Source organism: Lacrimispora sp. (assembly GCF_031982545.1).
Taxonomy (GTDB): Bacteria; Bacillota; Clostridia; order Lachnospirales; family Lachnospiraceae; genus Lacrimispora.
In genome coordinates this window covers 99,957-124,245 of sequence record NZ_DALYXB010000006.1, presented here as the reverse complement: position 1 = coordinate 124,245, position 24,289 = coordinate 99,957, and the positions used below count along the sequence as shown (strand labels likewise).

Sequence of the window (24,289 nt, the reverse complement as noted above, 5' to 3'; positions counted from 1 at the left end):
ATACAGGTTAGCATTTGCTAACTTTTTCTGATAGAAAGGAGGAATTTGATGACACCAATATTATGGGCTGCCGGAGGAACCGGCTTTACATTTCTGATGACAACACTGGGAGCTTCAGTTGTATTTTTCTTCCGTAAGGAAGTAAACCAATCAGTCCAGAGAGTCTTTCTTGGATTTGCGGCAGGCGTTATGATTGCAGCATCTGTCTGGTCTCTGCTCATACCTGCCATAGAAGAGGCGGAAGCAAAGGGCGGCATCGGATGGATTCCTGCTGCCGGCGGATTTTTACTGGGCGTACTGTTTTTAATTGTACTGGATTCCTATCTGCCTCATCTTCATCCAGATATGAGCTGTCCCGGAATGAATAAAGCGGAAGGCGTTTCGTCTTCCTGGAAACGTACCACACTGCTAGTCATGGCTGTTACCCTTCATAACATCCCGGAAGGTATGGCAGTCGGTCTGGCCTTTGCTCTTGCAGCGCAGCATGGAGGCGATCCCGCGCTTTATACCTCAGCCATGGCTCTCGCCATAGGAATTGGTATTCAGAACTTTCCGGAAGGTGCTGCCATCTCCCTTCCCCTGAGACAGGAAGGGTTGTCTGCAAAAAAGGCATTTATAAAAGGAAGTCTGTCCGGAATCGTGGAACCTGTTTTTGGAATTCTTACCGTTATTATTGCTGGAAGCATTGCACCACTAATGCCCTGGCTTTTGTCTTTTGCTGCAGGTGCCATGATGTATGTTGTAGTAGAAGAGCTGATTCCGGAGGCTCACTTAGGCGAGCATTCTAATGTAGGAACTCTGGGCGTTATGGCTGGATTTCTTGTTATGATGATTCTGGACGTTTCTTTAGGCTGAAAAACGGACCCTGGAAGGTATTTCTCCATCCAGGGTCCGTTTTATTAACACGATTGGTTTTCCGTTTCTTTTCTGTCGCAGTATAAGTGAAACCGTTCCACAAGCTGCTCTAAATATGCCGCCTGACTGGACATCTCCTCACTGGCAGCTGCACTCTCCTCTGCGGTAGCAGAATTGGTCTGTACCACTGCGGCAATCTGATTCACCCTGCCGGATACATTCTCAACTGACTCTGCCTGTTTTTCCGATGCCAGGGTGATGCGGTTAACCGTATCCACTACCTGATCCATGGTATCTCTCACCACATTCAGTGAACGGGAAGTCTGCTCTGCAATACCCATTCCCTTTTCCACTGTACTCACAGAGTTTTCAATTAAAACAGCCGTATTCTTGCTGGCTTCCGCACTCTTGCTTGCTAAGTTTCTCACTTCATCTGCTACCACTGCAAATCCTTTTCCTGCTTCACCTGCTCTTGCAGCTTCCACTGCAGCATTTAAAGCAAGAATATTGGTCTGAAATGCAATATCCTCAATTGCCTTCATTATCTTTCCTATCTCCTGGGATGACTGGCTGATCTCCCTCATGGCATCATTCATGGATACCATGTGATGATTGCTTTCTTCCACTTCTGCCTGCGCCTGTTCCGTAAGATTATTGGCCTTCTTTGCATGATCTGCATTGTCACGGATCTGCTCTGAAATATGAGAAATCGCCCCTGTCAGATCCTCTAATGCAGTTGCCTGTTCCGTGGATCCCTGTGACAGCAGCTGTGCCGCATCAGAAACCTGATCAGAACTGACATCAACCTGAGCACTGGCTTCATGAATATCTCCCAGTGTACTGTTAAAGCTCTTTAATATGGTAACAAAAGAGCTTTTAATTTCTGAAAAATCACCTACAAAATCAGTAATCTGATCTCGTGGCACCGTTAAATCTCCCTTGGACAGCCGTAAAAGAATGGAAGATATTTCTGAGATATAGGCATCCAGAGTCTTCATGGTAAGGCGGAGGTTATCTGCCAGACCACCCAGCTCATCACCGGATTGATATGTAATATAACGGACAGCCTTTAAATCTCCGTTTGCCATCTCCTTTGCCGCCAGATCCAGTTCTTTTAATGGCTTTAAAATAGATCTGGAGAAAAAGAACGCTGTCAGCCCACATAATATAATGGTCAATACCATCACTATAATCCCTACAGCCAGAAACAGGTTACTGGACTGGTTTGCTGCTCCTACGAACCCCTGCGCATCCTTTGCCACAAGATCACCCAGGTTCACAGCCTGAGTCCTGACCTCTTCAAACTTTGGTTCATATGCGCTTTTAACGAGACTTCTTGCTTCATCAAGTTTTCCGTCTGAAGTCAGGGTTAACACACTCTCTCTGATCTTTGATGTCTCTGCAATCCCAGCCTGTATCTTTGCCAGTATGTCCCTTTCCTCCTGAGTCTTTAACTTCTGACCTAGTTCTGCTACTGCTTTTTCGATCTCCTTACTATCCTGATCCATAACAGTTCTGGCTTCCTCAGTTGCTGAATTAAGTTCAGTCTTTTTTACACTGGTCAGACGGTAAAGGACCATCTGACTATCTAACAGACCTCGCCGGATCTCCCATGTGCCCTGGGCAGCCGAATACGGCTTGTCATATAAATCCTGGGCATTACCTGCTATCTTTTTCATGCCAAATAAAAGGCCGGAAAATGCAATTATACCAAATACAATAATGATACCAAAAGCAGCAAAAACCTTTGCTCTTATCTTTAGATTCCTAAACACTGCGACTCCTCCGTAATCTGTTTACCCTGTTATTTACAGGTTTTGCACTGTTTACTATAGCACCAATCAAATACACCGTCAACCGCAGTACTTCCAATAAAATCCATATTTTCGGATAATTTTTCATACAAAAAAAGATACCCTTCCAGCACGATCTGCCGTTTTCGGGTATCTTTCTTATCACTGTAATTTCCTATCGGATCTCATATTTATGCTTGGTTCGCAGTCTTGCCAGAGATCTGGCTAAGGATGCTTCAAAATGAGAATGCTCCTGAAGGCTCTTGCCTTGTCTTAACTGTTCCTCTGCTCTCTCCCTGGCTTCTTCCGCACGGCGTTCGTCAATATCCTGAGGAAGCTCTGCCGTATCCACCAGAAGAGTCACACGGTTGTTAACAATCTGAACAAATCCGTTTCCTACCACGGCGTGAATCCATTCTCCGTCTTCGTTCATCAGTCTCATCTCTCCGATGGCAACCGCAATTACCATATCTTCATGATGAGGAAGAACTGCTTTTTCACCATCTGCAAGAGGAATGATTAACTTTTGGCACGGTCCTTTGTAAAAAACCTTGTCACTGGCAAGCACCTGAAGGAAAAATGTACTTGTACTCACTGGCGGCACCTCCAAGTTAAGCCTGTAATGTCCTGGCCTTTTCTATAACTTCGTCAATAGTTCCCACATTAAAGAACGCAGATTCCGGATACTGATCCATCTCACCGTCGACGATTGCTTTAAATCCGCGGACAGTCTCCTTTAAAGGTACATACTTTCCTGTGATTCCGGTAAAGTTTTCTGCAACAGAGAAAGGCTGGGATAAGAATTTCTGAATCTTTCTTGCACGATAAACAGTGGTCTTATCATCATCACCCAGTTCTTCCATACCAAGAATTGCAATAATATCCTGAAGCTCTTTGTATTTCTGAAGAAGCTCCTGTACTTTTCGTGCTACTTCGTAATGCTCTTCACCAACTACATCAGGCTCTAAGATACGGGAGTTGGATTCCAGAGGATCAACCGCCGGATAAATACCCTGTTCTACTATCTTTCTGGATAAAACCGTAGTTGCATCCAGGTGGGCAAATGTAGTTGCCGGAGCGGGATCTGTAAGGTCATCAGCAGGAACATAAACAGCCTGTACAGAAGTGACAGAACCATTTCTTGTTGATGTGATTCTCTCCTGCAGCTCACCCATCTCAGTAGCCAGCGTCGGCTGATAACCAACCGCAGAAGGCATACGTCCAAGAAGCGCAGAAACCTCAGAACCAGCCTGTGTAAAACGGAAAATGTTATCAATGAATAAAAGCACGTTTTTATGCTCCTCATCACGGAAATATTCCGCCATGGTAAGTCCTGTCTCAGCAACACGCATACGTGCGCCCGGCGGCTCATTCATCTGTCCGAATACCAGGGCAGTCTTTGCAATAACTCCGGATTCTCCCATTTCAGTCCATAAGTCATTTCCTTCACGGGAACGCTCACCAACACCGGTAAAAATGGAATATCCGCCATGTTCTGTTGCGATGTTATGAATCAGCTCCTGAATTAAAACAGTCTTGCCAACACCAGCACCTCCGAACAAACCAACCTTACCACCCTTCGCGTATGGAGCAAGAAGATCGATTACCTTAATACCTGTCTCCAGGATTTCAGCTACCGGACTCTGCTCTTCAAATGGAGGGGGATCTCTGTGAATGACCCACTTAGGACCATCCTTTAACTCTTCTCCATTATCGATGGTATCACCAAGAACGTTAAATAAACGTCCTAAAGTCTGCTCGCCAACAGGAACTTTAATTCCTTCTCCCGTAGCGGTTACTTCCATATCCTTGCACAGACCTTCGCTGGAAGCCAGCATGATACAACGGACTGTACTGTTGCCCATATGCTGGGCAACTTCCATTACGCAGCGTTTCCCTTCATTATCCACCTCAAGGGCGTCTTTGATGCAGGGAAGGTCGCTGCCCTCTAAAAATTCCACATCTACTACAGGTCCTAAGACCTGAACTATTTTGCCTTTATTCATAATCTGTTACTCACAGTCGTGAGGACTCCTCCTCTCTCAATTTATGGAAAATACGATATAGCCTAAGCCTTTTTCTGTTTCTTCTTCTGTGCCTTTGCCCCGCTGATTACCTCGGTAATTTCCTGGGTAATTGCAGCCTGCCGCACCCGGTTATAGGTAATTGCCAGATCATCAAGCATTTCCTGAGCACTTTTTGTGGCTGCCTGCATTGCCATCATTCTGGAGTTCTGCTCACTGGAATAGGATTCCACCAAACCTCCATAAATAAATCCTGCAATATAGTTAGGCACAATCGCGTCAATTACTGCCTGGGGAGACGGCTTCATAGTGATTTCCTCTAAATGGACATTTAAAGGAACACTCTGTCCGGTGCGGTTCTTGGGAATCGGCAGAAGCTGCCGTATTTCGGCTTCCATTTTCATCGCATTGACCATTCTTGTATAGATCATATACACTTCATCAAGTTTCCCTGAAAGAAAATAATCAACAATCTTCTCTTCAATAATTCTTGCACGGCTCATATTGGGTTTCTGAACTGTGTAGCGGAAATCCTGTTCCACCGGTATTCCTTTTTTAGAAAAATACTGCTGTCCCAGATCGCCTACTACAAACAGGGTGGGATTTCCTCCCTTGTCGATCTGTTCCTGTGCCAGTTTAAAAACGTTGTGATTATAAGCACCTGCAAGACCCTTATCTGCTGTTACTACGATATATCCTATTTTACGGTCCTCTTTTTTGATCTCTGGCCGGGTATCTAAATACTGGTCATCAATGTCGGGCGTATGCCTTATGATTCGGTCAATGGTTCTTTGCAGCCCGTAAAAATAAGGCTCCGTATCAGTCAGGGCTTTTCTGGCCCTTTTTAACTTTGACGAGGAAATGGTATACATCGCATTGGTTATTTTCATGGTACTCTTGATACTGTTCATCCTGCTTTGTATTTCTCTCGCATTTGCCATATCTTACACCCGTTTCTGTTTAAATTCTGCAACCCCGTCGAGAATCTTCTGTTGCAGCTCATCAGACAAAGCCTTGGTTTCCTCAATCTCTTTGACAATTTCCGGATGTACGCTTTCAAAGAAATCAAGTAAGTTTCTCTGGAATTCTTTCATCTTCGGAACTTCTACATCCAGTAAAAGACGGTTATTTGCTGTTAAAAGACTGATTACCTGCTCATGAAGACTTAATGGGTGGCATAATGGCTGCTTTAACAGTTCCGTTAAGCCTCTGCCGAACTGAATCTGTTCCTTGGTAGCTGCATCAAGATCAGAACTGAACTGGGTAAATACCTCCATCTCACGGCACTGTGCCAGATCGATACGAATGCTTCCTGCTGCTTTTTTCATGGCTTTTGTCTGAGCTGCACCGCCTACACGGGATACAGAAAGACCAACGTTAACTGCAGGTCTCATACCGGAGAAAAAGAGGTCACTCTCTAAAAAGATCTGTCCATCTGTAATAGAAATAACGTTTGTCGGGATATAGGCAGATACGTCTCCAGCCTGTGTCTCAATAATGGGAAGCGCTGTAATGGAACCGCCTCCCAGTTCTTCCTTTAAGCGGCTGGAACGCTCCAACAGCCTGGAGTGAAGATAGAAAACATCACCTGGGTACGCTTCACGTCCTGGAGAACGCTCAAGAAGCAGAGATAATGCACGGTATGCTACCGCATGCTTGGAAAGATCATCATATACGATCAGTACATCTTTGCCTTTATACATGAAATGCTCAGCAAGTGCCGTTCCTGAGTAAGGTGCAATATACTGCAGGGGAGCTGGCTCACTTGCAGTAGAAGACACTACTATGGTGTAATCCATGGCGCCATAATGAGTCAGGGTATTTACTAGCTTGGCTACGGTAGATGCCTTCTGCCCAATTGCCACGTAAACACAGATTACATCTTTGCCTTTCTGGTTTAAGATAGCGTCTACTGCAATTGAAGTTTTACCTGTCTGACGGTCACCGATGATTAACTCTCTCTGACCACGTCCGATTGGGAACATGGAGTCAATGGCAAGAATTCCGGTTTCCATTGGTACGGATACACTCTTTCTGTCGATGATACCAGGTGCCTCATTTTCAATTGGACGGAAATCATCAGAAGGAATCTCTCCCTTTCCATCAATAGGTGCTCCCAGTGCATTTACTACTCTGCCGACAAACTGATCGCCAACCGGAATTCCGGCACGTCTTTTTGTCCTTGTAACCTTGCAGCCTTCCTTTATATCGCGGTCTGAACCAAAGAGAATGCAGCCGATATCTTCTCTTCTGATATCCTGAACCATTCCCTTAACACCGTTATCAAATATAACAATTTCACCGTACATTGCATGATCAATTCCGTATACCGTTGCAATGCCGTCTCCTACGCTTAAGACAGTTCCAACTTCCTGGTCTCTGGCATGAGCGTCATAATCCTTAATTTCACTTCTCAATATAGAAATAATTTCATCTGAATTGATGGAAGCCACGTTTTTCACCTCCGCATTATATTTTGTTCTAATTGTCTCAGACGTCCCTTTAAACTCCAGTCAGTCTCCACATCTCCCACACGGAGGATGAAGCCACCGATTAAACCGGGGTCTTCGATCATGCAGAGTCTTACTTCCTTTTTCTCATATTTCCTGCAAAGCATGGCCTTTATCTCACGGATCTGTTCTTCATCTGGTTCCGTTACATAATAAAGCGTTGCTTCTAAAATGCCCGCTTCTTTGCATACTCTGGAACGCCAGGCTTCAAATATTTCATCTGCAAGATCCATATCGCGGCGATCAACCAGCACCTTAAAAAAGATTCTGATCGATTCGTCAAATACCCGTTCGATAACCCGGTGTTTGCTGGTTTTGGAAACCACAGGGCTGTTTAAGACACGCGTAAGCTCCGGCACCGTTTTAAGCGCCAGAGCCGCATCCTCTATCACCTTCTCGGGAAGGGAGAGTTCATACAGCACCTGCCCGTAATTAATTGCTGCCTGCGTCATGGGAATCACCTGCTTCTGCTAAAAATGAATCATAAAGCGCCTGATTTGCTTTCGCGTTTGTTTCCTGGCCAACCACCTTGGCTGCTGCCGCAATCACCAGACCAGCAATCTGGGCTTTTGCTTCTCGCATCGCTTTTTCCTGATCGGCTTCTGTCTTTTTCTGTGCTTCGCTGATCACGCGTCCCGCATCTTCCTGTGCATCCTTTAAGATTCTGTCATACTGGGCTTTCGCCTGGATTTTCGCTTCCTCAATCAGTTTAGCGCCCTCTTCTCCGGAAGTGGCCAGTTTTTCTTCATACTGCTTTTTCAAAACTGCTGCCTGCCCTTCTGAAGACCTTGCATTGCTGATGCTCTGCTCAATCATCGTTTGCCGTTTATTAATGACATTCATAACCGGCTGAATCAGGAAATGCCTCAGCAGAAAATACAGGACGATGAGATTCACGATATTCCACACAAAGTTCATATCCAGTCTAAGCATCTGTATCGCCTGCCTTTCTAATATTTTTTTCCATGTACATCCTGTCGGTATAAATTATTTAAGGAATAAAATGATAAGAATGGCTACAACGAAACCATAAATAGCGGTTGCCTCTGCAAGTGCACAACCAAGTAACAGCATTTTGCTGATCTTGCCTTCTGCCTCAGGCTGTCTTGCAATTGCGTCTGTTGCTTTTGATGTTGCGATACCGATACCGATTCCTGCTCCTAAACCTGTAAATACTGCGATTCCTGCTCCAATTGCTGCAAACATAATTATTTCTCCTTTTTCATCAATAGTTTTATTCTAATGCTTCTTTCATAAATAGACCTGTTAAAAATACAAATACGTATGCCTGAATCAATCCGTCAAAAATGTCAAAATACATGGTGAACGGAATTGGTACGATGAAACCCGCCACCTGTTTGATCAGTTCCATTACTACGAATGATCCTAAAACATTACCGAATAATCGCATACACAGCGACAATGGTCTGATAAATAGTTCCATGACATTCATTGGGGTTAACAGCGGCATTGGCTCTGCAAATGCCTTTAGAAAACCTTTTCCCCCTTTTTTATGAAAACCGGAGTATTCGATCAGCACAATGCTCATTACCGCAAGTGCAGCAGTGGAATTTAAATCCTTGGTGGGAGGCTTAAATCCAATGATTCCGATTAAGTTCGCCACAGCTATATAAATTGCCACAGATATCAGATAAGGGATATAACGTTTCCCTTCCTCACCGATCAGACTTTCAAAGAAATTGTAAAGCCCGCCGATGGCCATCTCAAGCACCTGCTGTTTCTTTCCAGGGTTCTCAACCTGTAAATTTCTAACCAGGATGATGGAAAGGACAGTCAATGCCAACATGATAACCCATGTCACCACTACGGACTCAGCGATTGGAATGCCGCCGAATATCGGAATGGTAAAGACCGTTTCGCAGTTCAGTTCCTCTAATAACTTCTCTGCCAGCTCCTCCGTAATGCTCACTTCCTTTCTTAGAGACTGTTTTTTCTCCTTTATGGTTCCCGATCAACAATATTGTACGCGTAAATATACAATGTTGCTCAGGTATACCGTGTATCATACTTTCATCTGCAAAAATTGTCAACTTTTTGTCTGATTCATAACATCTTATTAATGCGCACAATTGTTTGAACATTTGGAACAATTTTAACTACCTAAAATCTAAAATTATTATTAATTTTTTAACCTAAAATGTAAACAAATTGTAAACTTAATCTCTTTAAAGAAATTTTTCTAGGTTATATGTAGAATTTTTTTCTAATATTTTGTGTAAATTGCCATGTATTTTTTTCGTTTTTTTTAATTCATCGTCATAAGTAACGAACGATCGTCCAAATACAGTAATTAAGATGGGTAAAAAACCAACTACCATTTTACCGTGCTAAAGTGCAGCTATCAAAACACACAAATGCTCCCACGTATAGAAATATAATTTTGATTCTCTCTCTTCTTATTAAAATGGAATAGAAATTGGAAGATACAGGAAAAATAAAATATAAAATGCTTTTTTCTTTCAGAAAGGAGCATCAGCCCTTAAGACAAGTATTACATAATCTTTACCGTAATATGCTTGTTTAAATTTAATTTATCCAATAATATGGATTCATCACAATGTGAACGGAATAAGGAGCATTGTTATGGACGACAAACAACAGCTATTAAACAGAATTTTAGAAGGCCGGCATTTGACACCGGTATTCCAGCCAATTGTTTCGCTTGTGGATGGAAAAACCTACGGATATGAAGCGTTAAGCCGTATTTCTCAAAAAGAACTGGAAATGAATATAGAGGAGATGTTTCTAACAGCATTTAAACATAATAAGTCCTGGGAACTGGAAACTCTGTGCAGGGTAAAAGCGCTTGAACATTCCATACACATGGAGCGGGGTAAAAAGCTTTTTCTCAATGTAAACTGTAATATTATTTATGATAACGCATTTCGAGAAGGCTTTACCAAAGCATACCTTCAAAAATTCGGTTTAAGTTCTAATGACATCATTTTTGAAATAACAGAACGCGTGTCTATATTGGATACCCATGCCTTTACATCTGCAGTTGAGCATTATCAAAAGCAGAATTACGGTATTGCAATTGATGATGTGGGCGCCGGTTACTCCGGACTTAATATAATTGCAAACGCCAGACCAGATTTAATAAAGCTTGACATGAATATGATCAGAGATGTACATAAGGACGAAACAAAGCAGTTGCTGATTAAGGCACTGTCTGAATTCGGAAAAAATGCAGGTATACTTGTAATTGCAGAAGGAATCGAAACGGAAGCAGAATTGGAAACACTGGTTGGTCTGGGTGTCGGTTATGGTCAGGGCTTCTTTTTGGGCTGCCCCGATCCGTATTTTAAGGACATTTCCAAAGATAAGGCTGATTTAATCAGAAACTGTCAGGCTAAAAATTACATCAGGAAAAATATAGCCTCACTTTATCCCATGGCTGGGTATCTGTCACGTTCAGGGCATACGTTTTTCCCACAGGAAAAGGCTCTGAGAATATATGAAGAACTTCAAAATGATCCCTCTATTACGGAATTTACAGTGACAGAAGGCGGCGCTGCCATTGGTTTTATGACCAGAACCTCCTTAATCGAGAAATTCGGAGGAAGATATGGTTTCAGCCTCAACTCCAAAAGAAGCATACAGCAGCTGACCAGCAAAAACTTCCTCAGTGTGAATTACGATATGCCCGTCAACCAGGTTTCCAAACTTGCCATGCAAAGGCATTATGATCAGCTTTATAACCCGATCGTTGTGGAAAAAGAAGGGATGTACTGGGGTATTGTGACCATCAAAGATCTTCTTGAAGCCTGTACAAAGGTAGAGGTCGATACCGCCATGCACTCAAATCCACTGACGGGATTGCCCGGCAACCTGTTAATTGACCAGGAGATTCTGTACAGGGTATTAAATGATTCTCCCTATTGTATTATATATTTTGATATTGATAACTTCAAATCTTATAATGATGCATACAGCTTTCAATCCGGAGATATGATGCTGATGCTTCTAGCAGATATTTTAAAAAAGCGGCTACCAAAAATGAGTTCATTGGTCATATCGGAGGGGATGATTTTATTGTAATCTGCGATTACCATGAAGCAGAAAACTATTGTGAAGAAGTAATTGAGCGCTTCTCTTACCGCGTTTCTTCCCTATACCATAAAGATGATATGGTTCGGGGTTATATCATATCGAAAAACAGGAGGGGAATCACAGAAGAATTTCCAATCGCCAGCCTGTCCGTCGCAGGAATCTCAAACCGGATCAAGACTTATAAGGATATGGAGGCTTTCTCGGCAGATAATGCTGAGCTTAAAAAGAAATGCAAAAGACAGAATGGAAGCTATTACGAAATAGAATAAATGTAAGACTTCTCCTTTCATACACCCTATGATAAGATAATTATGTATATAAACACTTAAGAGAAAGGATACAATACAGTTACAGGGAAGGAAAAATGAGAATGAATGTATTTAAAGAACTTTTTTTATCAATTTATGATTTTAAAATCTATAAGGAATTTATTAAAAACAAACGCAGGAAAGTATTCTTGGCAGGGTTTGTCCTTATGGTCTTGTATTTTTCACTGACCATGATAATTCCATTTTTTAGATTTCAGTTTAAAACAGGAGGATTTGTAAAAATTATAGAAGATTATATTCCTGATTTTAAATTGAGCGAAGGAACGCTTTGGGTTGAGAAGCCGGTTGAATATGAACAAGGCGGAATGTATATATACATAAACACCTCTCCGGATACCTCTTTTTATGATGCTGATGAGATCGGAGAATATATTTCAGACTATTATCAGGTAATCCTGATGGATGCACAAAAGATTATTGTAAAGAATAAAGGCGAAATTACTGGAAGATACTTTTCCGATTTTGATTTTACTTTCAGCAGGGAAAAGCTCCGGCAGTGGGTACCCAGGGCCTATCTGATTGTTATAGCTTTTATGATTCTGGCGTTTATATTCATGACGGTGTTGTTTTTCTTCGGTGTACTGGTGGTTGCCCTTATTGGAATGATAACCGCCTCCTGTTTGAATTACCGTCTTACCTTTGGACAGTTGTATCAGATGTCGGTTTATGCCAGAACGCTGCCTCTATTGCTTAAAGCAATTGTATCCTTCCTGCCGTTTTCCATACCGATGTTTGGCATCATTAATTTTGGAATTTCCGTGCTGTTCCTTGTACTTGCCATTCAGAAGATGAAAGAATCTGATCTGGAAAAACCCATAGAAATAGTTTCAGAACAAAGTGATTATTTTAGATAAAAGCGAAATAAGTAAAAATCCAGGGTGCCTGCCCTGGATTTTCTTGTTAGGAGTTATAAAAACTCAAATATATGTAGTCCTTCCCAAAGGACAAACAGATTCCCACCATTATTTCTACACAAAGGAAAAGCACCGACCCCGCAGCTCTCCGTCTGCAAAACCAGTACTTTTTTAGTGCGCCTTCAGGGACTCGAACCCTGGACAAATAGATTAAGAGGAATTTGTTTTTGTATCTCGTTTTGAGAGCTGCAGCCAGCGATCAGAGCGGGATTTGAGATACTAGAATTATTGACATACCATTCATTGGGGTATAGAATAACTATATCCTTTCCGTTGTACGGGTTGGGGATAAAAACAGCTAGGAAGGTTCAGGGCACATGTCCTGAACTTTCTTATTTTCGGTGTATCTCAATTCTGTTTCCGGATCCTGGCAGCTGCGGCATAATTGAGATACAAGTTTCACTTGACATCTTCATATGGATGGAATATGATAAAGATAGCCAAGAAACTTAATATGTGCATTACGCACAAAGCGAAACCCCGGAGAGGGCTAGTCTCCGGGGTTTCTTTTCGGTTAGTTGTCCATATTGTCTCGGTCTAACCATTTGCGTATGTAATAGCCAACTACATCTGCCATGACCGAAACTAAGAAACTTAATATAAACTGCATCACGCACACCCCCTTTCCGTTGCACGGTATAGGGTGGACAACAATTACATTATATTTCCTTTTTCGTTGTTCGTCTACAATTTTCGCAAAGAGGGGGGCTCTGTTTTCGTGAGCTCCCCTCTTTTGTATCTCAATTTTCCGCCCTGGTTGCCCGGAGCTGCTCCGATCAGGAATTGAGTTGAGATACAATCTATTTATGTTTTATCCTATCATTGAATCTGATGATTTCCCCGTCGAGTATTGTTCAGCCCTATCCTCCAAACGTCCTATTTCTCGATCTTTTATTTTTTGGGGCAGCATTCGAAAATACTTTAATAATTCTAGCTCATCTTCTGAAAGTTCCCTATGCTTTTCTTCTCCGGTCAGTAAATACTCCATACTTATCCCTAATCTTTGGGATATCTCGAATAATGTGATAGTATTAGGGATTTGATTGTTTTTATAATTACCTATTGCATTTTTAGATAGATTCAGTTCTTTAGTTAATCTCGCATTGCTATATCCAGATTTTATCATAGCTTGTTCTAATCTTTGACCAAATCCTAATTCATCAATCATATTTATCCTCTCAAATTTCCCATTTAGTTGGGATATATCAATTGACAATCCCATTATGTTGGGATATAATAAAAAACGTAAGGCGTGTTACCTTTTCACCCTTCACAGATACCGCCATATTATCATCTTTACAGATGTCTAATATGGAGCTCCAACACAGGAGCACCAAAAATGTTAAATAAAACGTCGCAGTCTTATTCTAACATTTTTGACCGCTCCTGTAAACATAGTAACTTATTAATGATGTGTTTGCGGCAGGCTCTTATACCCGCTGCGGATAGGAGGTCAAATGGGTTATAAGCTTAATCTAAACAAATCTAAGATGTATGCACTTATGAGTGCAGTCAACAACAATCTTCCCTTGGTGCACAAATGCGACTTTAGTCATCATCATTCCTGCTACTGGATGTCATATCAACACCCCGTTACTGGTGACTATATCCGTGTAACTGTTACACCCGTCTTAGGCGACACGATCATCTGCTTTCGAAACGAATCAGAAGGCACCGATTACCTGATTGAACATTTCAGCATTCAGTACCTTATGAAACATGGAATGCTCCGGGAGGTGTCGGCATGAGTGTTGCAAAAAGTGTAAGAATTCCGGAAGAGATTTACGATTACATAAACAGTTATTCAGGGGAAGGGTTCAACCAGAAGTTTGTTAATGTTATTCGGGATGCCAGAGATACCGAACCAGAAAGAAATGAAACGCTTGATCGGCTTAACAAGCAAATTTCCGAACGAGAAAAGTACCTTAAAGATACTGCGAAACGATTTGATGAATTAGCATCTGAATTGAGATCATTATCCTTTGATATAACATATATCCGCAGTCGCCATATCATTTAATTCTGTATCTCAAAACTGCTTCATTAGCCAGGCTGCAGCTGCGGTAAGTGAGATACATGGAAAGGGGGGGGATTCATTAATGGAACGGTACACGGAAGATTTAAAAATTTGGTTGCTCGCTCTGGCACATAGGGATTTAAGTGACAAAGATATTTTAAAAGGCTTTATCAAGTATTACGTATTGTTTGACTTTGGTATTGGTCAGGTTGTTAATGATATCGTTTTCCATACCATGTATGGGACGGCTGGTGTCATGAATGCCAAAGAAAGCATTACAAGGGTTTTAAACCAAACCATTCAAAAATGAAAATCCGGGCCAGGTTTTGGTTTAGGTCTGGCCCGAAACTGACCGGGCGAAATTCCCCGCCGTTCGGTCAGGCACCCGGCGCAGGCGCAGCCATTGCGCTGGGTGCTTACAACAGCTTACGCCAGTCAATACTCCAACCATCGCCAGGTTGATGCAATTCCCCTTATTTCCTTGATTACCGCCCCGCCTGGCTCTGTATCGGGTATCCGGTACGGCAGCTTGGCAATTTGGGGGCATCGCCGGGGGGCCCAAATTGCTCGGACAATACCTAAATATCAGTCAGGCCTTGACCGGGTTACTCTCCCCGATTTTGAACTTTGCAGTATATCAAATATGTCATATTAATTGCAGATAGCTTTTTAGAGCTGTCTTAGATGAAAGGAAGGTATATTTTTATGAAAATGCAGATTATTTTACTTTATGCTGGTCAGTATGATATGACCGACGATTCAGGAAAACGTGTTCAGGGAACATCTGTTAATTATTACTTTAACACGGATTTGGTTGCCGAAGACAATGTAAACGGCACCAAAGGAACCCGCCCGGCTAAGTCCTCTTGTGAATTTCAGGTAATGGGAAAAATCAAAAGGGCTCCTGCTCTCTATGATGCAGAATTTAGCATGTCCATTGGAAGTGATGGAAAGCCAGTCCTTAAAATAATTGATCTTGACTATATTTCCGATGTACAGATTACTCCGGTACCTGACAGCCAATTCAATACAAATCAGGAACCTGATCAAAAGCCTGACAAGAAGGTTAGCTGATGATTCTTTTTACATTATCGGAAGCTGATTTTGATTTGGAGGTTGATCAAGCGGAAGCATATACCCTTGAAGATGAAGAAGAGACCTCTTCCGCCGTTTACCCTGACCAAGATTTTGCAATTGTTCTTTTGTTGTTCTTAGGTGTTTTGATCGGTGTTTGTCTGATAAGCAGGAGGCCCTGGCATGATTGAAACATACATAGCGGTATGTTCCGGTGGTATTTGTATCGGTATCATATTAAAACTGATTGTTGAACTGATTTTCTATGTAATTAGCTCCCTACTGGGGTTAATGATAAAATCTTAAAGGAGGATATTTTATGACTAACAAAATTCAGGAAAATGCACGCAGGATTGGACTTGTTGCTCTCCCGGTTGCGGTATCAATGGCTTCTGCGGTTCCAGCTTATGCAGCGGAAGGTAGTGTTGATATTACCGGAATCATGACGACTGCATTTACCAGTGTGCAAGGTGACATGCTAGCTACGATTGCCGCAGCTCTCCCGATTGCTTTAGTTGTTGTGGGTGCTGGAATGGCGGTCAGATTCGGGATTAAATTTTTCCGGCAGATTGCGAAATAAAGACCAATGTCACGGCAGATCAGGAAGGGCAAGCCCTGCCCTTCCTTTTTTGTACAAATTTTTATTGTATCTCACTTCCTTTTCCGATCGCAACTGCTCCGGATCTCCTGAAGGAAAATTTGAGATACTTAGAAAGGAGCTTTTATGTCTATGATAAAAAGAGGATTCTGTTTGTGCCTTGCTGTTTTCATGCTGGTTTTTACTCCTGTCAGTGATTATCTTGGTGCCAGGTATGTCTATGGCTCCGGTGTTTTAACTGCTGTTGATTATGTATGGACGATTTTAATGTCCGCTGTTGGTGTTGATGTTTCCACGAAAAATCTAGGTTCCGTTATTTCTGATATTGGTGACTTTGTCAAAGTAGATACCAAATACCTTACTGCATATAAAGCTATGGCTGAATTCTCTTACGGGTCTGTTGTTAAATTGGGCCAGGAAACCATTGATATGGTTAAGGATTATTTTAAAAGCAAAAGTGGTTATGGAACCAATACCGGGATCAGTAAACTTCAAATCGGACTTGACAATTCATTTGAGAGTTCCTACTCCTACAACATGGGAGTTGACCTTTCAAAGTTTAATCCTGCTTTATCGGCAGATGATTTCTATTTTTCCTATGACCATTCAAGTGATACTCTTGTCCGCCATTCCGATATCTTTTTGCTGCAAAAGGAGAAACGTGTCGGGGGTGTGTTGTCTGGCTCCAAAACTCTTGAAATCTATTATATGAATGACGATGGTAAATTAGTTTCTCCGGTTTCCAGAGTTACCTATTCGAACAATTCCGGAACCAATACTTACTACCCTTACGAAAAGACAAACTTCTCTTATATGCTGATTTCCGGAACTGATTATACCGCAGAAACGATGTCAAATATTCCGTTTCCTGTTTACGGCTCTCTTGATGAATTAAAGACTTATCTTTCTTATGGAACCCTGGGGGATACCATCAATGAATATACTGGTGCTTATACCTGGGTGGATGTTAATTCCGATGTTGATACGCAGCAGCGTGATGTTACTTCCGATGTTGAGGTCACAATTCCAAAAGATTCTTATGTTGCAGAACAGCTTGTATCTGATGTGCAATCATCAATAACCGCTGCTGACCGGGCTCAGGTTCTGGCATCAACCATCAATGTTACATACGGCGAAAAAGCAGAGGAGGGCGAACATACAGGAACTTACCCCTGGATACCGGATATCACCAAGCCGCTGGGTGTAATAACGGATGTAGTCAAAGCAATATCCAGAGGGTTAACGGATATTAAAGACCGGATCATTGATATCCCGGGTTCTATTTCGGATGTTCTGGCTGGTATTAAGGCCCTTCCTGTTTCCCTTACTGAATCCATTGCGAAATCCCTTGCCGGGGAAGAGGATGCAAAGGCGAATAACTGGCAGATACAGTCAGATATAACCAAAAAGTTTCCCTTTTGTATTCCCTTTGATTTATTTGCCTGTATTAGTATCTTTGAGAGCGCTTCTACTGAACCCCGGTGGGAGCTGCCATTTACAATAGATAGCCTGAATATTCATGAAACCATTGTAATTGACTTGTCTACTGATGATTGGAAACCTATGGTCATGCTGGTTCGAATAACAACGCTGATTGGTTATTGTATCTGTCTGATCGTCATTACCAGAAATCTAGTAAAGGGGTGATTTTATGTTAGAACAAATCCGGTACATCTTAATAAAGCTTGCCAATGCCTGTGTTGTATTTCTTCCTAACAGTCCATTTCAATCATTTTTAAGTCAGCTTGATAAGATTCCCTTCTTAGGGTACTTAAACTATTTTGTTCCTGTGGCGCAGATTATCGCAGTTACCCAGCTTTGGGTTACGGCGGTTGGTCTGTTTTACCTGGTGCAGCTTGCCCTTCGTTGGGTAAAAATGATTGAATGATGTATCTCAAATAAATCACCGGTTGGCTCCGATCGGGCTCGGCCAGGAACAAAAATGAGATACAAGGAGGGTTTGTTTATGATTTATTTTTATTCTGGTACTCCCGGCTCTGGAAAGTCCTATCATGTTGCAAAGGACATTTACTTTCAGCTGAATCACGGAAAGAATGTGATAGCGAATTTTGATATCAATTACGATCTGATAAAAGCGAAGAAAAAAGGCTATTTCTTTTACAAGGATAATTTTGATCTAACGGTTGACTGGCTCCTGGACTTTTCCCGTTTATGTCATCGTCGGGACAAGAGGGGAAAGATTATTGAGGGTCAGACCTGGCTTGTCATAGATGAGTGCCAGCTTATTTTCAACTGCCGCTCCTGGAATGACCGGAGCCGCCAGCAATGGGCTAACTTTTTCACCCAACACCGGAAGTATGGTTATCATATTATACTGATCAGCCAGTTTGACCGCCTGGTAGATCGTCAAATCCGCAGCCTAATCGAATACGAATACCGTCACCGAAAGATAAACAACTTTGGTATGGTAGGGTTTTTCCTGGGGCTCTTTTCTCTTGGTCATCCCCTTTTTATTTCTGTTGAATATTGGTATGGGGTCAAGGAAAAATGCGGCACTTCATTTTTTTACGGACGCAAGAAGTACTATCGTATGTACGATTCATACAAGTTGTTTGACGAGGGCACCCAGGGCGGATAGGGGTGGCGTAGCCGGGGCCCCTGAACGCGCCGGGCGCCCTCGTCAACACCAAAAACCCCCTCACCACGTGCCTGTAAAACGTGGTCTGGAAATACATGGAAAATTCGTATTTTTTCTAGGAAATACAAGGGCTGGAAGGTGTTTTTAAAATTTGGGGAAAAGCCCTTCTCCCCAAAAACTTTAGTTAATTAAAGTGAGGTGTAAAATGATACAGACTAGAGAATTTTCAAAATCATCTATTTTTAATGAGATGGGTGAAAATGATAGAAAGTATTGGTTTGATTTTAAGAAGTCTAAGTTTCTACATAACATTGATACATTTTATTATTCTGTGAAATTTGTAAATGACTTTACCGCTGATTCTTTGGATATGAAAGTCATGGAGTTCCGAAAATACTTTGATGATGTGAACCGGAAGCTCTCAAAAAATGTAAACGTTGACTTCCTGCGTCTTGAGTTCGGGTCGGGATTCTTCTTAAATCTTAGACCGTTCAGTTTTGCAAAGATGTATAATGTCTGCCTGGAATATCCTGAATGGTTTGATATCTTCTTAGCTCCTGTGGTTCCTAAATCTTCCGATTCGGCGGTATCCGTCACTTGTGAATTGGTGGTACAGATCAGAAGTTATATGCTTTGGATATACGGGGTTAATGAATCATTTGAACGGTCTTATGATTATGTCCAGACATTAGCTGAACATTTCGGCTTACAGATCGCCTATGCCCAGGAAAACCGAATTGATTATTGCTGGCATAGCAACTACCTAAGTAATCCAGAACGCTTCTTTTCCCTTGAAAACTTTTACAAAATGCGTGTAGATCGGTTTAATGATGCTGTCACCCATACAGAGAAGAAAGGCAGTCAAGATTATGAAATTGATTATGTTGCACTGGGAAAGCGAACGGATAAAGTCTTTGTACGAATCTATATGAAAAGCAAAGAAGTTGTTGAAATGGGTTATAAGGGCTGGTTCTTTTACTTCTGGTTGTTCAATGGCCTGATTAACCGCTATGATCTACACGTTTATGAAGAATGTTATAAGCGCAGGAGCTGGCAGTACCTTAATATGGCCCGTGCTTCCTTCTACCTGGAACATGGTTCCGATGAAAGTGCAAAGTCAGTCTGCCGCAGGCTCTTGTCTGGGGAGCAGACCATGGAGGAAGATACCTTACAGAAATTTGTTGATGCTCTTACACCAAAAGTAAACCTGATTATGAATGTAGAATATCAGACACGCCGCCGCCATTCAAAGTCTTATGTACTACTTCCGCTTCGTGATAATAAGTCAAAGTTAACCGCTAAAAGGATTTATGATTACCTGGACAATCGGAAACTGATTATGGATTATCTGACAAACTATGTATTTCGTATGGTAGAACCGGAAGGGGATGTGAATAAATCTCGCCGTGAAATGTGTGGCTTCTGGAAGTCTCTGCGTAGTTGTAAACTGGTTGATACACACATTCCCCCGAAGCAGCTTAAGCTGGTACGGGAATATAGCCGCCATCTAAATGCTGATCTGGTGAAACGACGGGCGATCAATAGTATTGTAACGTTAGGATTTTATAATAAGGGTATGAATGAAGATGATATCATGCAGGACGTTGTAGATGCACTTTGTACGTTAAATGATAATGATGTTGAAAAGGCTTTACGGTATAAAACAAAAAAGGCCCAGCAGCTCAACACGGATGAACTGCCAGGCAACCTTACATATACTGCAAGGTCTGAACTCACGATCATAGATAAAACAACTGGTGAAGTCTATAATCATAATAGCATGAGCAAAAATGAATTTCAAGGAGATTTTACGAATGAATAAGATAACGGTTAAAAAAGCATTTGAAAAGTTTATGGGGTTAAAAGAATCTTATTGTGATAATAGTACTTGTAAATATTATGAGCAGAACTTAAGCTTTTTCTTTGAGTTTTTGGAATCGGAATTTAAAAAACCGATTGACCGTATTCCGGTGGATAGCCTGGCTCCTGACATCGTACAAAGCTATATAAAGCATCTTAGATTTAAGCCCAAATATGAAAAGCATCCGTTTAAGATCGGGGAAGAAAAGAAAGGAAACCTAAAAAATTCTACCATCAGAATCTATACCAGAGCTGTTAAGGTGTTCTTTAACTACATTCGTGATGATCTGGACTGTGAGGTTACATTTAAAAGGCCCCGGCTTCCAACCAATGATTCCCGGATACAGCTTCCTTTATATAGTCATGAGGTTCAGGCATTAGATCAGGTATTCTTAAACTCAACTGAAATGGGACTTAGAAACTTATGCATTGTTCATCTTATGCTTGATGGTGGTCTAAGAAGTGAGGAAGTCATTGGTTTAAAGGTAAAGGACATCTGCTTTGATAAAGATTACATATTAATAGAAGATTCAAAGAATCACAAATCCCGTATTGTTCCCCTGGCCTGGAATTTAAGGATATACTTACGCAGTTATTTAGATTATCGTGATTTTAAACCTATGGACGCACTGATTCTTAAAACAAATGGCTCAGGAGCTATCAACTATAATGTATTGAAGCAGCTCTTTTTCAGGATAAGGAAATGGACAGGTGTTGAAAGGCTGCATCCGCATTTATTAAGACATACGTTTGCTGTCTCCTATCTGGTCGGTGGTGGAAACCTGGAATTTCTTCGTGATATGCTGGGTCATAGTGATTACACTACTACCAGGGATTATGTAAAAATGGCAAACCAATACCGGATGATGGATGCAGATGTATATAAACTGGATGATATTTTCTTCCGTCAGATAAAATAAAAAAGTATCTCAATTAAGCTTCCCGATCGGCCAGGACTTCTCTGGCCGGGAACTTGATTGAGATACACTTTTTTACTTGTATAATTTTCCATTTAAAACTATAATTAAGATACTGAATTATTTATTTTTTTAAATAATGTGATTAAAGGAGGGATAAATAATGAGCCTTATAAATGGCCTCATTTCTAATATTAACAAAATTATACATTGCATTAGGGTAATAACACTAGATGAACTTGTTAAAAATGTTATTTTCTCCTTACTCGCTGCCTTTATTTTTTGGATTGTATTTAATTTTATTCCAGACTGGAAAAGGCAAAAAAGGATACGTCCAAAAGTCGAATTTGATATATATGAATTTTACCAAGATTTATTCTACTATATCCAAATACCATTCAAACTTAGTGAGCACATATCTCCAACTTCATTAATACAGTCCGAAATTTATGCTGGAAAAATTACAAAAGAAGATTTTGAGAAATGGTTGCAAAACAAATGTCTTAATGAAAGCTATCTATATGACGATATGGCAACTAAATATCTGTGCATTGGAGAGAGATTTGAAGAACTTTCTACTTCAATGTGCGAAAAAGCAAAAAACATTTATATGTTTACCAATTTTTTGTCAGCAAATGAAATTCTTTTAATTAAAAAGATAATTACAAAAATAAGAGTATATAGCTATGGGGGAGATAGTGGCATAATCATTGGTGGCGAAATATTTAAACCTGTAAACCCTAACCTTGCTTATATGGCAAACAATATGTTTGAAATTTACGAAATGTTTCTTAAGTTACAGCAAATTGTTCTGTCGTTTAAATATATTGATATCTCAATAAACACTAAAATAGCTTGGAATTATAAATGGAGGGATACATATAATGCCTATTATAGAGGCGAATATAAAAAATGCCTTAGAAGATTATGGTTGGCCGAGATACAAAAAAAATCTTCAGAACATACTTGGTCAATAAAATTCCAAAGTCTTTATCGACTTGGAAAAGTAACAGAAGCTTTAACCTTTTTGGAAACCCAGTTAAAAATAAACCCGTTGCAACTTATATCTATTCGAAATTCATTTGATGATTTCTATATGAATGAGGATGTTAAACGTATACTTGTTAAGGCACGTGGAGAAAAGGAATACATAGAAATGGTTGAGTGTTTGAAACAAGAGAAATCTGTTATAGATCAAATGATTAGCCAGTCCGAGATTATAAAACAGTATTATGCAAAAAAACAAAGCGCTTAACCTTTGCACTTCACATAATGTTTATAATGATTTCAATATTTTGATAAATAAAGAAGTACTGTCCCCGACGTTCCCACCCGTCAAAGACAGTACTTTTTTTACCCCTAAGTCCTTCCCAAAGGACAAATAGATTCCGACCATTATTTTTACACAAAGGAAAAGCACCGACCCCGCAGCTCTCCGTCTGCAAAACCAGTACTTTTTTAGTGCGCCTTCAGGGACTCGAACCCTGGACAAATAGATTAAGAGTCTACTGCTCTACCAACTGAGCTAAAGGCGCTTGTCTTTCGTTTTTTCGGTGTGCTCTTGTCTCAAGCACGTGTGTAATTATATAACCGTATTCTGCAAAAGTCAACACCTTTTTTACAAAATATTTACAACTTTTTCGAATTTATTTATTATTTGTACTTTTTTTATTATTTCCACCCAGTGTTTTGTTCACTTCCACAAAAGATTTGTTCCATGCGAGCATTTTCTTATTCAGCTCAGTTTTATCGCTGGTTGCCTGCAAAAGCTTATTTGTTACCTTATCTTTCATTCCCATGGTACGCTCACCTGCCTCACCTTTTGCTTTATTATATGCAAAACCGGTCTCCTGGTTATAGAAAGAAGACCGGTAATTATTTTTTAGGTTATCGACAGGCAATCAGCTTATAAATAGGATTTCCTTTTGATGAAAATTTTTCTTCATATTCCGTCATTACATTCCCGATTCCCATTTCGTCGTTGTGTAAATCATATGTGAAGTTTTTAATCTTCCACCCAGCTCTTGGAATGGCTTCCAGAGAATAATCAAACAATGCCCTGTTATCGGTTTTAAATTCTACGACTCCATCTGGTCTTAAAATCTGATTATATACTGCCATAAAATCTTCAGAAGTAAGCCTGCGCTTCTCATGACGATCCTTCGGCCATGGGTCCGAAAAATTGAGATAGATTGTTTCAACTTCTCCCGGCGCATAAATTTCAGCCAGATTCCTGGCATCAACACACATGAAGTAAATGTTATTCAGCTCCAGATCCGCCCGTTTTTGTAATCCCCGCAGTAAAACACTGGGATACCGTTCAATACCGACATAATTAATATTCGGATGTAGTGCAGCCAGTTCCATGATAAAACGGCCTTTTCCCATACCGATTTCTATTTCTATTGGGTTTTCATTACCAAATACATCCTTCCAGCATCCTTTTTTCCCAGACGGGTTCTGGATTACATAAGGACTCGCAGCAATTTCCTCTTCCGATCCGGGGATGTGACGTAGCCTCATATCTTTATTCCTCCAATTAATCATCTTTCCAATTCAATTCAATGCCTTAATGGCGTATGGCAGATAGATTGTATCATATAGGATATAAAATGCGCAAGTTACTCCTCCTATTTATAGGCGTCCCTCATATATTTTTTAATTTTCTCTTACAAATTCAAAAACAATAAAATAACAGGTGCGCAATTTACTATAATCTAGTATA

Annotated in this window: 29 protein-coding genes and 1 tRNA gene; 17 read left to right on the top strand and 13 right to left on the bottom strand. The window is 40.9% G+C overall.

From position 1 onward, the window contains the following. Positions 1-48: 48 nt before the first annotated feature. Positions 49-855, top strand: a complete 807-nt coding sequence (locus tag ABS301_RS11590; RefSeq protein WP_349672372.1) for a ZIP family metal transporter — start codon at positions 49-51, stop codon at positions 853-855. Positions 856-899: 44 nt separating this feature from the next. On the opposite strand, the gene ABS301_RS11585 is transcribed toward ABS301_RS11590, so the two are convergent. The 9 genes from ABS301_RS11585 to ABS301_RS11545 form a co-directional block, all read right to left on the bottom strand. Further along, positions 900-2,630, bottom strand: coding sequence for a methyl-accepting chemotaxis protein (locus tag ABS301_RS11585; RefSeq protein WP_349672371.1), 1,731 nt, complete (start codon positions 2,628-2,630; stop codon positions 900-902). Positions 2,631-2,823: 193 nt separating this feature from the next. After that, on the bottom strand, positions 2,824-3,243 hold the full coding sequence (gene atpC, locus ABS301_RS11580; RefSeq protein ID WP_277409690.1) for an ATP synthase F1 subunit epsilon: 420 nt from the start codon (positions 3,241-3,243) through the stop codon (positions 2,824-2,826). 16 nt (positions 3,244-3,259) lie between these two features. Next, positions 3,260-4,654 carry a F0F1 ATP synthase subunit beta gene (gene atpD, locus ABS301_RS11575; protein WP_349672370.1) on the bottom strand — a complete coding sequence of 465 codons (1,395 nt, stop codon included), beginning with the start codon at positions 4,652-4,654 and terminating at the stop codon, positions 3,260-3,262. 62 nt (positions 4,655-4,716) lie between these two features. Further along, positions 4,717-5,613, bottom strand: coding sequence for an ATP synthase F1 subunit gamma (atpG, locus tag ABS301_RS11570; protein WP_277409691.1), 897 nt, complete (start codon positions 5,611-5,613; stop codon positions 4,717-4,719). Between the two features lie 3 nt (positions 5,614-5,616). After that, positions 5,617-7,125, bottom strand: coding sequence for a F0F1 ATP synthase subunit alpha (atpA, locus tag ABS301_RS11565; protein ID WP_349672369.1), 1,509 nt, complete (start codon positions 7,123-7,125; stop codon positions 5,617-5,619). Positions 7,126-7,130: 5 nt separating this feature from the next. Next, entirely contained in the window at positions 7,131-7,634 is a 504-nt protein-coding gene (atpH, locus tag ABS301_RS11560) for an ATP synthase F1 subunit delta (RefSeq protein ID WP_349672368.1), read from the bottom strand. After that, a complete protein-coding gene (gene atpF, locus ABS301_RS11555; protein ID WP_349672367.1) occupies positions 7,615-8,115 on the bottom strand; it encodes a F0F1 ATP synthase subunit B in 501 nt (166 codons plus the stop codon). Before atpF ends, atpH begins: the two co-directional genes overlap by 20 nt. A 54-nt stretch (positions 8,116-8,169) precedes the next feature. Beyond that, positions 8,170-8,388: an ATP synthase F0 subunit C gene (atpE, locus tag ABS301_RS11550; protein WP_097005478.1), complete on the bottom strand. Its 219-nt coding sequence runs from the start codon at positions 8,386-8,388 to the stop codon at positions 8,170-8,172. A gap of 28 nt (positions 8,389-8,416) precedes the next feature. Next, the gene (locus ABS301_RS11545) at positions 8,417-9,112 is read right to left on the bottom strand and encodes a F0F1 ATP synthase subunit A (RefSeq protein WP_349672366.1); all 696 of its coding nucleotides are present in this window, start codon (positions 9,110-9,112) and stop codon (positions 8,417-8,419) included. Between the two features lie 674 nt (positions 9,113-9,786). Here ABS301_RS11545 and ABS301_RS11540 point away from each other — a divergent pair. From ABS301_RS11540 to ABS301_RS11530, 3 genes are all read left to right on the top strand, one after another. Then, positions 9,787-11,244: a GGDEF domain-containing protein gene (locus ABS301_RS11540; protein ID WP_349672365.1), complete on the top strand. Its 1,458-nt coding sequence runs from the start codon at positions 9,787-9,789 to the stop codon at positions 11,242-11,244. An 89-nt stretch (positions 11,245-11,333) separates the two neighbouring features. Next, positions 11,334-11,525: a hypothetical protein gene (locus tag ABS301_RS11535; protein ID WP_349672364.1), complete on the top strand. Its 192-nt coding sequence runs from the start codon at positions 11,334-11,336 to the stop codon at positions 11,523-11,525. A gap of 101 nt (positions 11,526-11,626) precedes the next feature. Beyond that, complete coding sequence (locus ABS301_RS11530) at positions 11,627-12,439, top strand: DUF1189 domain-containing protein (RefSeq protein WP_349672363.1); 813 nt, start codon at positions 11,627-11,629, stop codon at positions 12,437-12,439. 871 nt (positions 12,440-13,310) lie between these two features. On the opposite strand, the gene ABS301_RS11525 is transcribed toward ABS301_RS11530, so the two are convergent. Further along, complete coding sequence (locus tag ABS301_RS11525; protein WP_170072113.1) at positions 13,311-13,667, bottom strand: helix-turn-helix domain-containing protein; 357 nt, start codon at positions 13,665-13,667, stop codon at positions 13,311-13,313. Positions 13,668-13,956: 289 nt separating this feature from the next. Here ABS301_RS11525 and ABS301_RS11520 point away from each other — a divergent pair, with 289 nt between their 5' ends. The 13 genes from ABS301_RS11520 to ABS301_RS11460 all read left to right on the top strand — a co-directional run bounded on the left by ABS301_RS11520 (position 13,957) and on the right by ABS301_RS11460 (position 22,819). Next, positions 13,957-14,247 carry a hypothetical protein gene (locus ABS301_RS11520; RefSeq protein WP_349672362.1) on the top strand — a complete coding sequence of 97 codons (291 nt, stop codon included), beginning with the start codon at positions 13,957-13,959 and terminating at the stop codon, positions 14,245-14,247. After that, entirely contained in the window at positions 14,244-14,519 is a 276-nt protein-coding gene (locus ABS301_RS11515) for a hypothetical protein (RefSeq protein WP_349672361.1), read from the top strand. Before ABS301_RS11520 ends, ABS301_RS11515 begins: the two co-directional genes overlap by 4 nt. Positions 14,520-14,598: 79 nt before the next feature. Further along, positions 14,599-14,826: a hypothetical protein gene (locus ABS301_RS11510; protein ID WP_104433306.1), complete on the top strand. Its 228-nt coding sequence runs from the start codon at positions 14,599-14,601 to the stop codon at positions 14,824-14,826. 395 nt (positions 14,827-15,221) lie between these two features. Next, the gene (locus ABS301_RS11505) at positions 15,222-15,590 is read left to right on the top strand and encodes a hypothetical protein (protein WP_349672360.1); all 369 of its coding nucleotides are present in this window, start codon (positions 15,222-15,224) and stop codon (positions 15,588-15,590) included. Further along, positions 15,590-15,781: a hypothetical protein gene (locus ABS301_RS11500; protein ID WP_349672359.1), complete on the top strand. Its 192-nt coding sequence runs from the start codon at positions 15,590-15,592 to the stop codon at positions 15,779-15,781. Before ABS301_RS11505 ends, ABS301_RS11500 begins: the two co-directional genes overlap by 1 nt. Then, positions 15,774-15,896: a hypothetical protein gene (locus ABS301_RS11495; RefSeq protein WP_278321370.1), complete on the top strand. Its 123-nt coding sequence runs from the start codon at positions 15,774-15,776 to the stop codon at positions 15,894-15,896. Before ABS301_RS11500 ends, ABS301_RS11495 begins: the two co-directional genes overlap by 8 nt. Positions 15,897-15,909: 13 nt before the next feature. Beyond that, positions 15,910-16,170, top strand: a complete 261-nt coding sequence (locus ABS301_RS11490; RefSeq protein ID WP_349672358.1) for a hypothetical protein — start codon at positions 15,910-15,912, stop codon at positions 16,168-16,170. A 150-nt stretch (positions 16,171-16,320) separates the two neighbouring features. Then, on the top strand, positions 16,321-17,835 hold the full coding sequence (locus ABS301_RS11485; protein WP_349672357.1) for a hypothetical protein: 1,515 nt from the start codon (positions 16,321-16,323) through the stop codon (positions 17,833-17,835). A gap of 4 nt (positions 17,836-17,839) precedes the next feature. After that, complete coding sequence (locus tag ABS301_RS11480; RefSeq protein ID WP_349672356.1) at positions 17,840-18,076, top strand: hypothetical protein; 237 nt, start codon at positions 17,840-17,842, stop codon at positions 18,074-18,076. A gap of 78 nt (positions 18,077-18,154) precedes the next feature. Further along, positions 18,155-18,787, top strand: coding sequence for a zonular occludens toxin domain-containing protein (locus tag ABS301_RS11475; protein ID WP_349672355.1), 633 nt, complete (start codon positions 18,155-18,157; stop codon positions 18,785-18,787). Positions 18,788-18,992: 205 nt separating this feature from the next. Beyond that, positions 18,993-20,609 carry a hypothetical protein gene (locus ABS301_RS11470; RefSeq protein WP_349672354.1) on the top strand — a complete coding sequence of 539 codons (1,617 nt, stop codon included), beginning with the start codon at positions 18,993-18,995 and terminating at the stop codon, positions 20,607-20,609. Beyond that, complete coding sequence (locus tag ABS301_RS11465; protein ID WP_349672353.1) at positions 20,602-21,567, top strand: tyrosine-type recombinase/integrase; 966 nt, start codon at positions 20,602-20,604, stop codon at positions 21,565-21,567. Before ABS301_RS11470 ends, ABS301_RS11465 begins: the two co-directional genes overlap by 8 nt. 160 nt (positions 21,568-21,727) lie before the next feature. Further along, positions 21,728-22,819 carry a hypothetical protein gene (locus ABS301_RS11460; RefSeq protein WP_349672352.1) on the top strand — a complete coding sequence of 364 codons (1,092 nt, stop codon included), beginning with the start codon at positions 21,728-21,730 and terminating at the stop codon, positions 22,817-22,819. A gap of 207 nt (positions 22,820-23,026) precedes the next feature. Here the strand turns inward: ABS301_RS11460 and ABS301_RS11455 are convergent. The 3 genes from ABS301_RS11455 to trmB all read right to left on the bottom strand — a co-directional run bounded on the left by ABS301_RS11455 (position 23,027) and on the right by trmB (position 24,087). Beyond that, positions 23,027-23,099, bottom strand: a tRNA-Lys gene (locus ABS301_RS11455). A gap of 111 nt (positions 23,100-23,210) precedes the next feature. Beyond that, positions 23,211-23,363, bottom strand: a complete 153-nt coding sequence (locus ABS301_RS11450) for a hypothetical protein (protein ID WP_277409718.1) — start codon at positions 23,361-23,363, stop codon at positions 23,211-23,213. 88 nt (positions 23,364-23,451) lie between these two features. Further along, the gene (gene trmB / locus ABS301_RS11445; RefSeq protein ID WP_349672351.1) at positions 23,452-24,087 is read right to left on the bottom strand and encodes a tRNA (guanosine(46)-N7)-methyltransferase TrmB; all 636 of its coding nucleotides are present in this window, start codon (positions 24,085-24,087) and stop codon (positions 23,452-23,454) included. Positions 24,088-24,289: the final 202 nt, after the last annotated feature.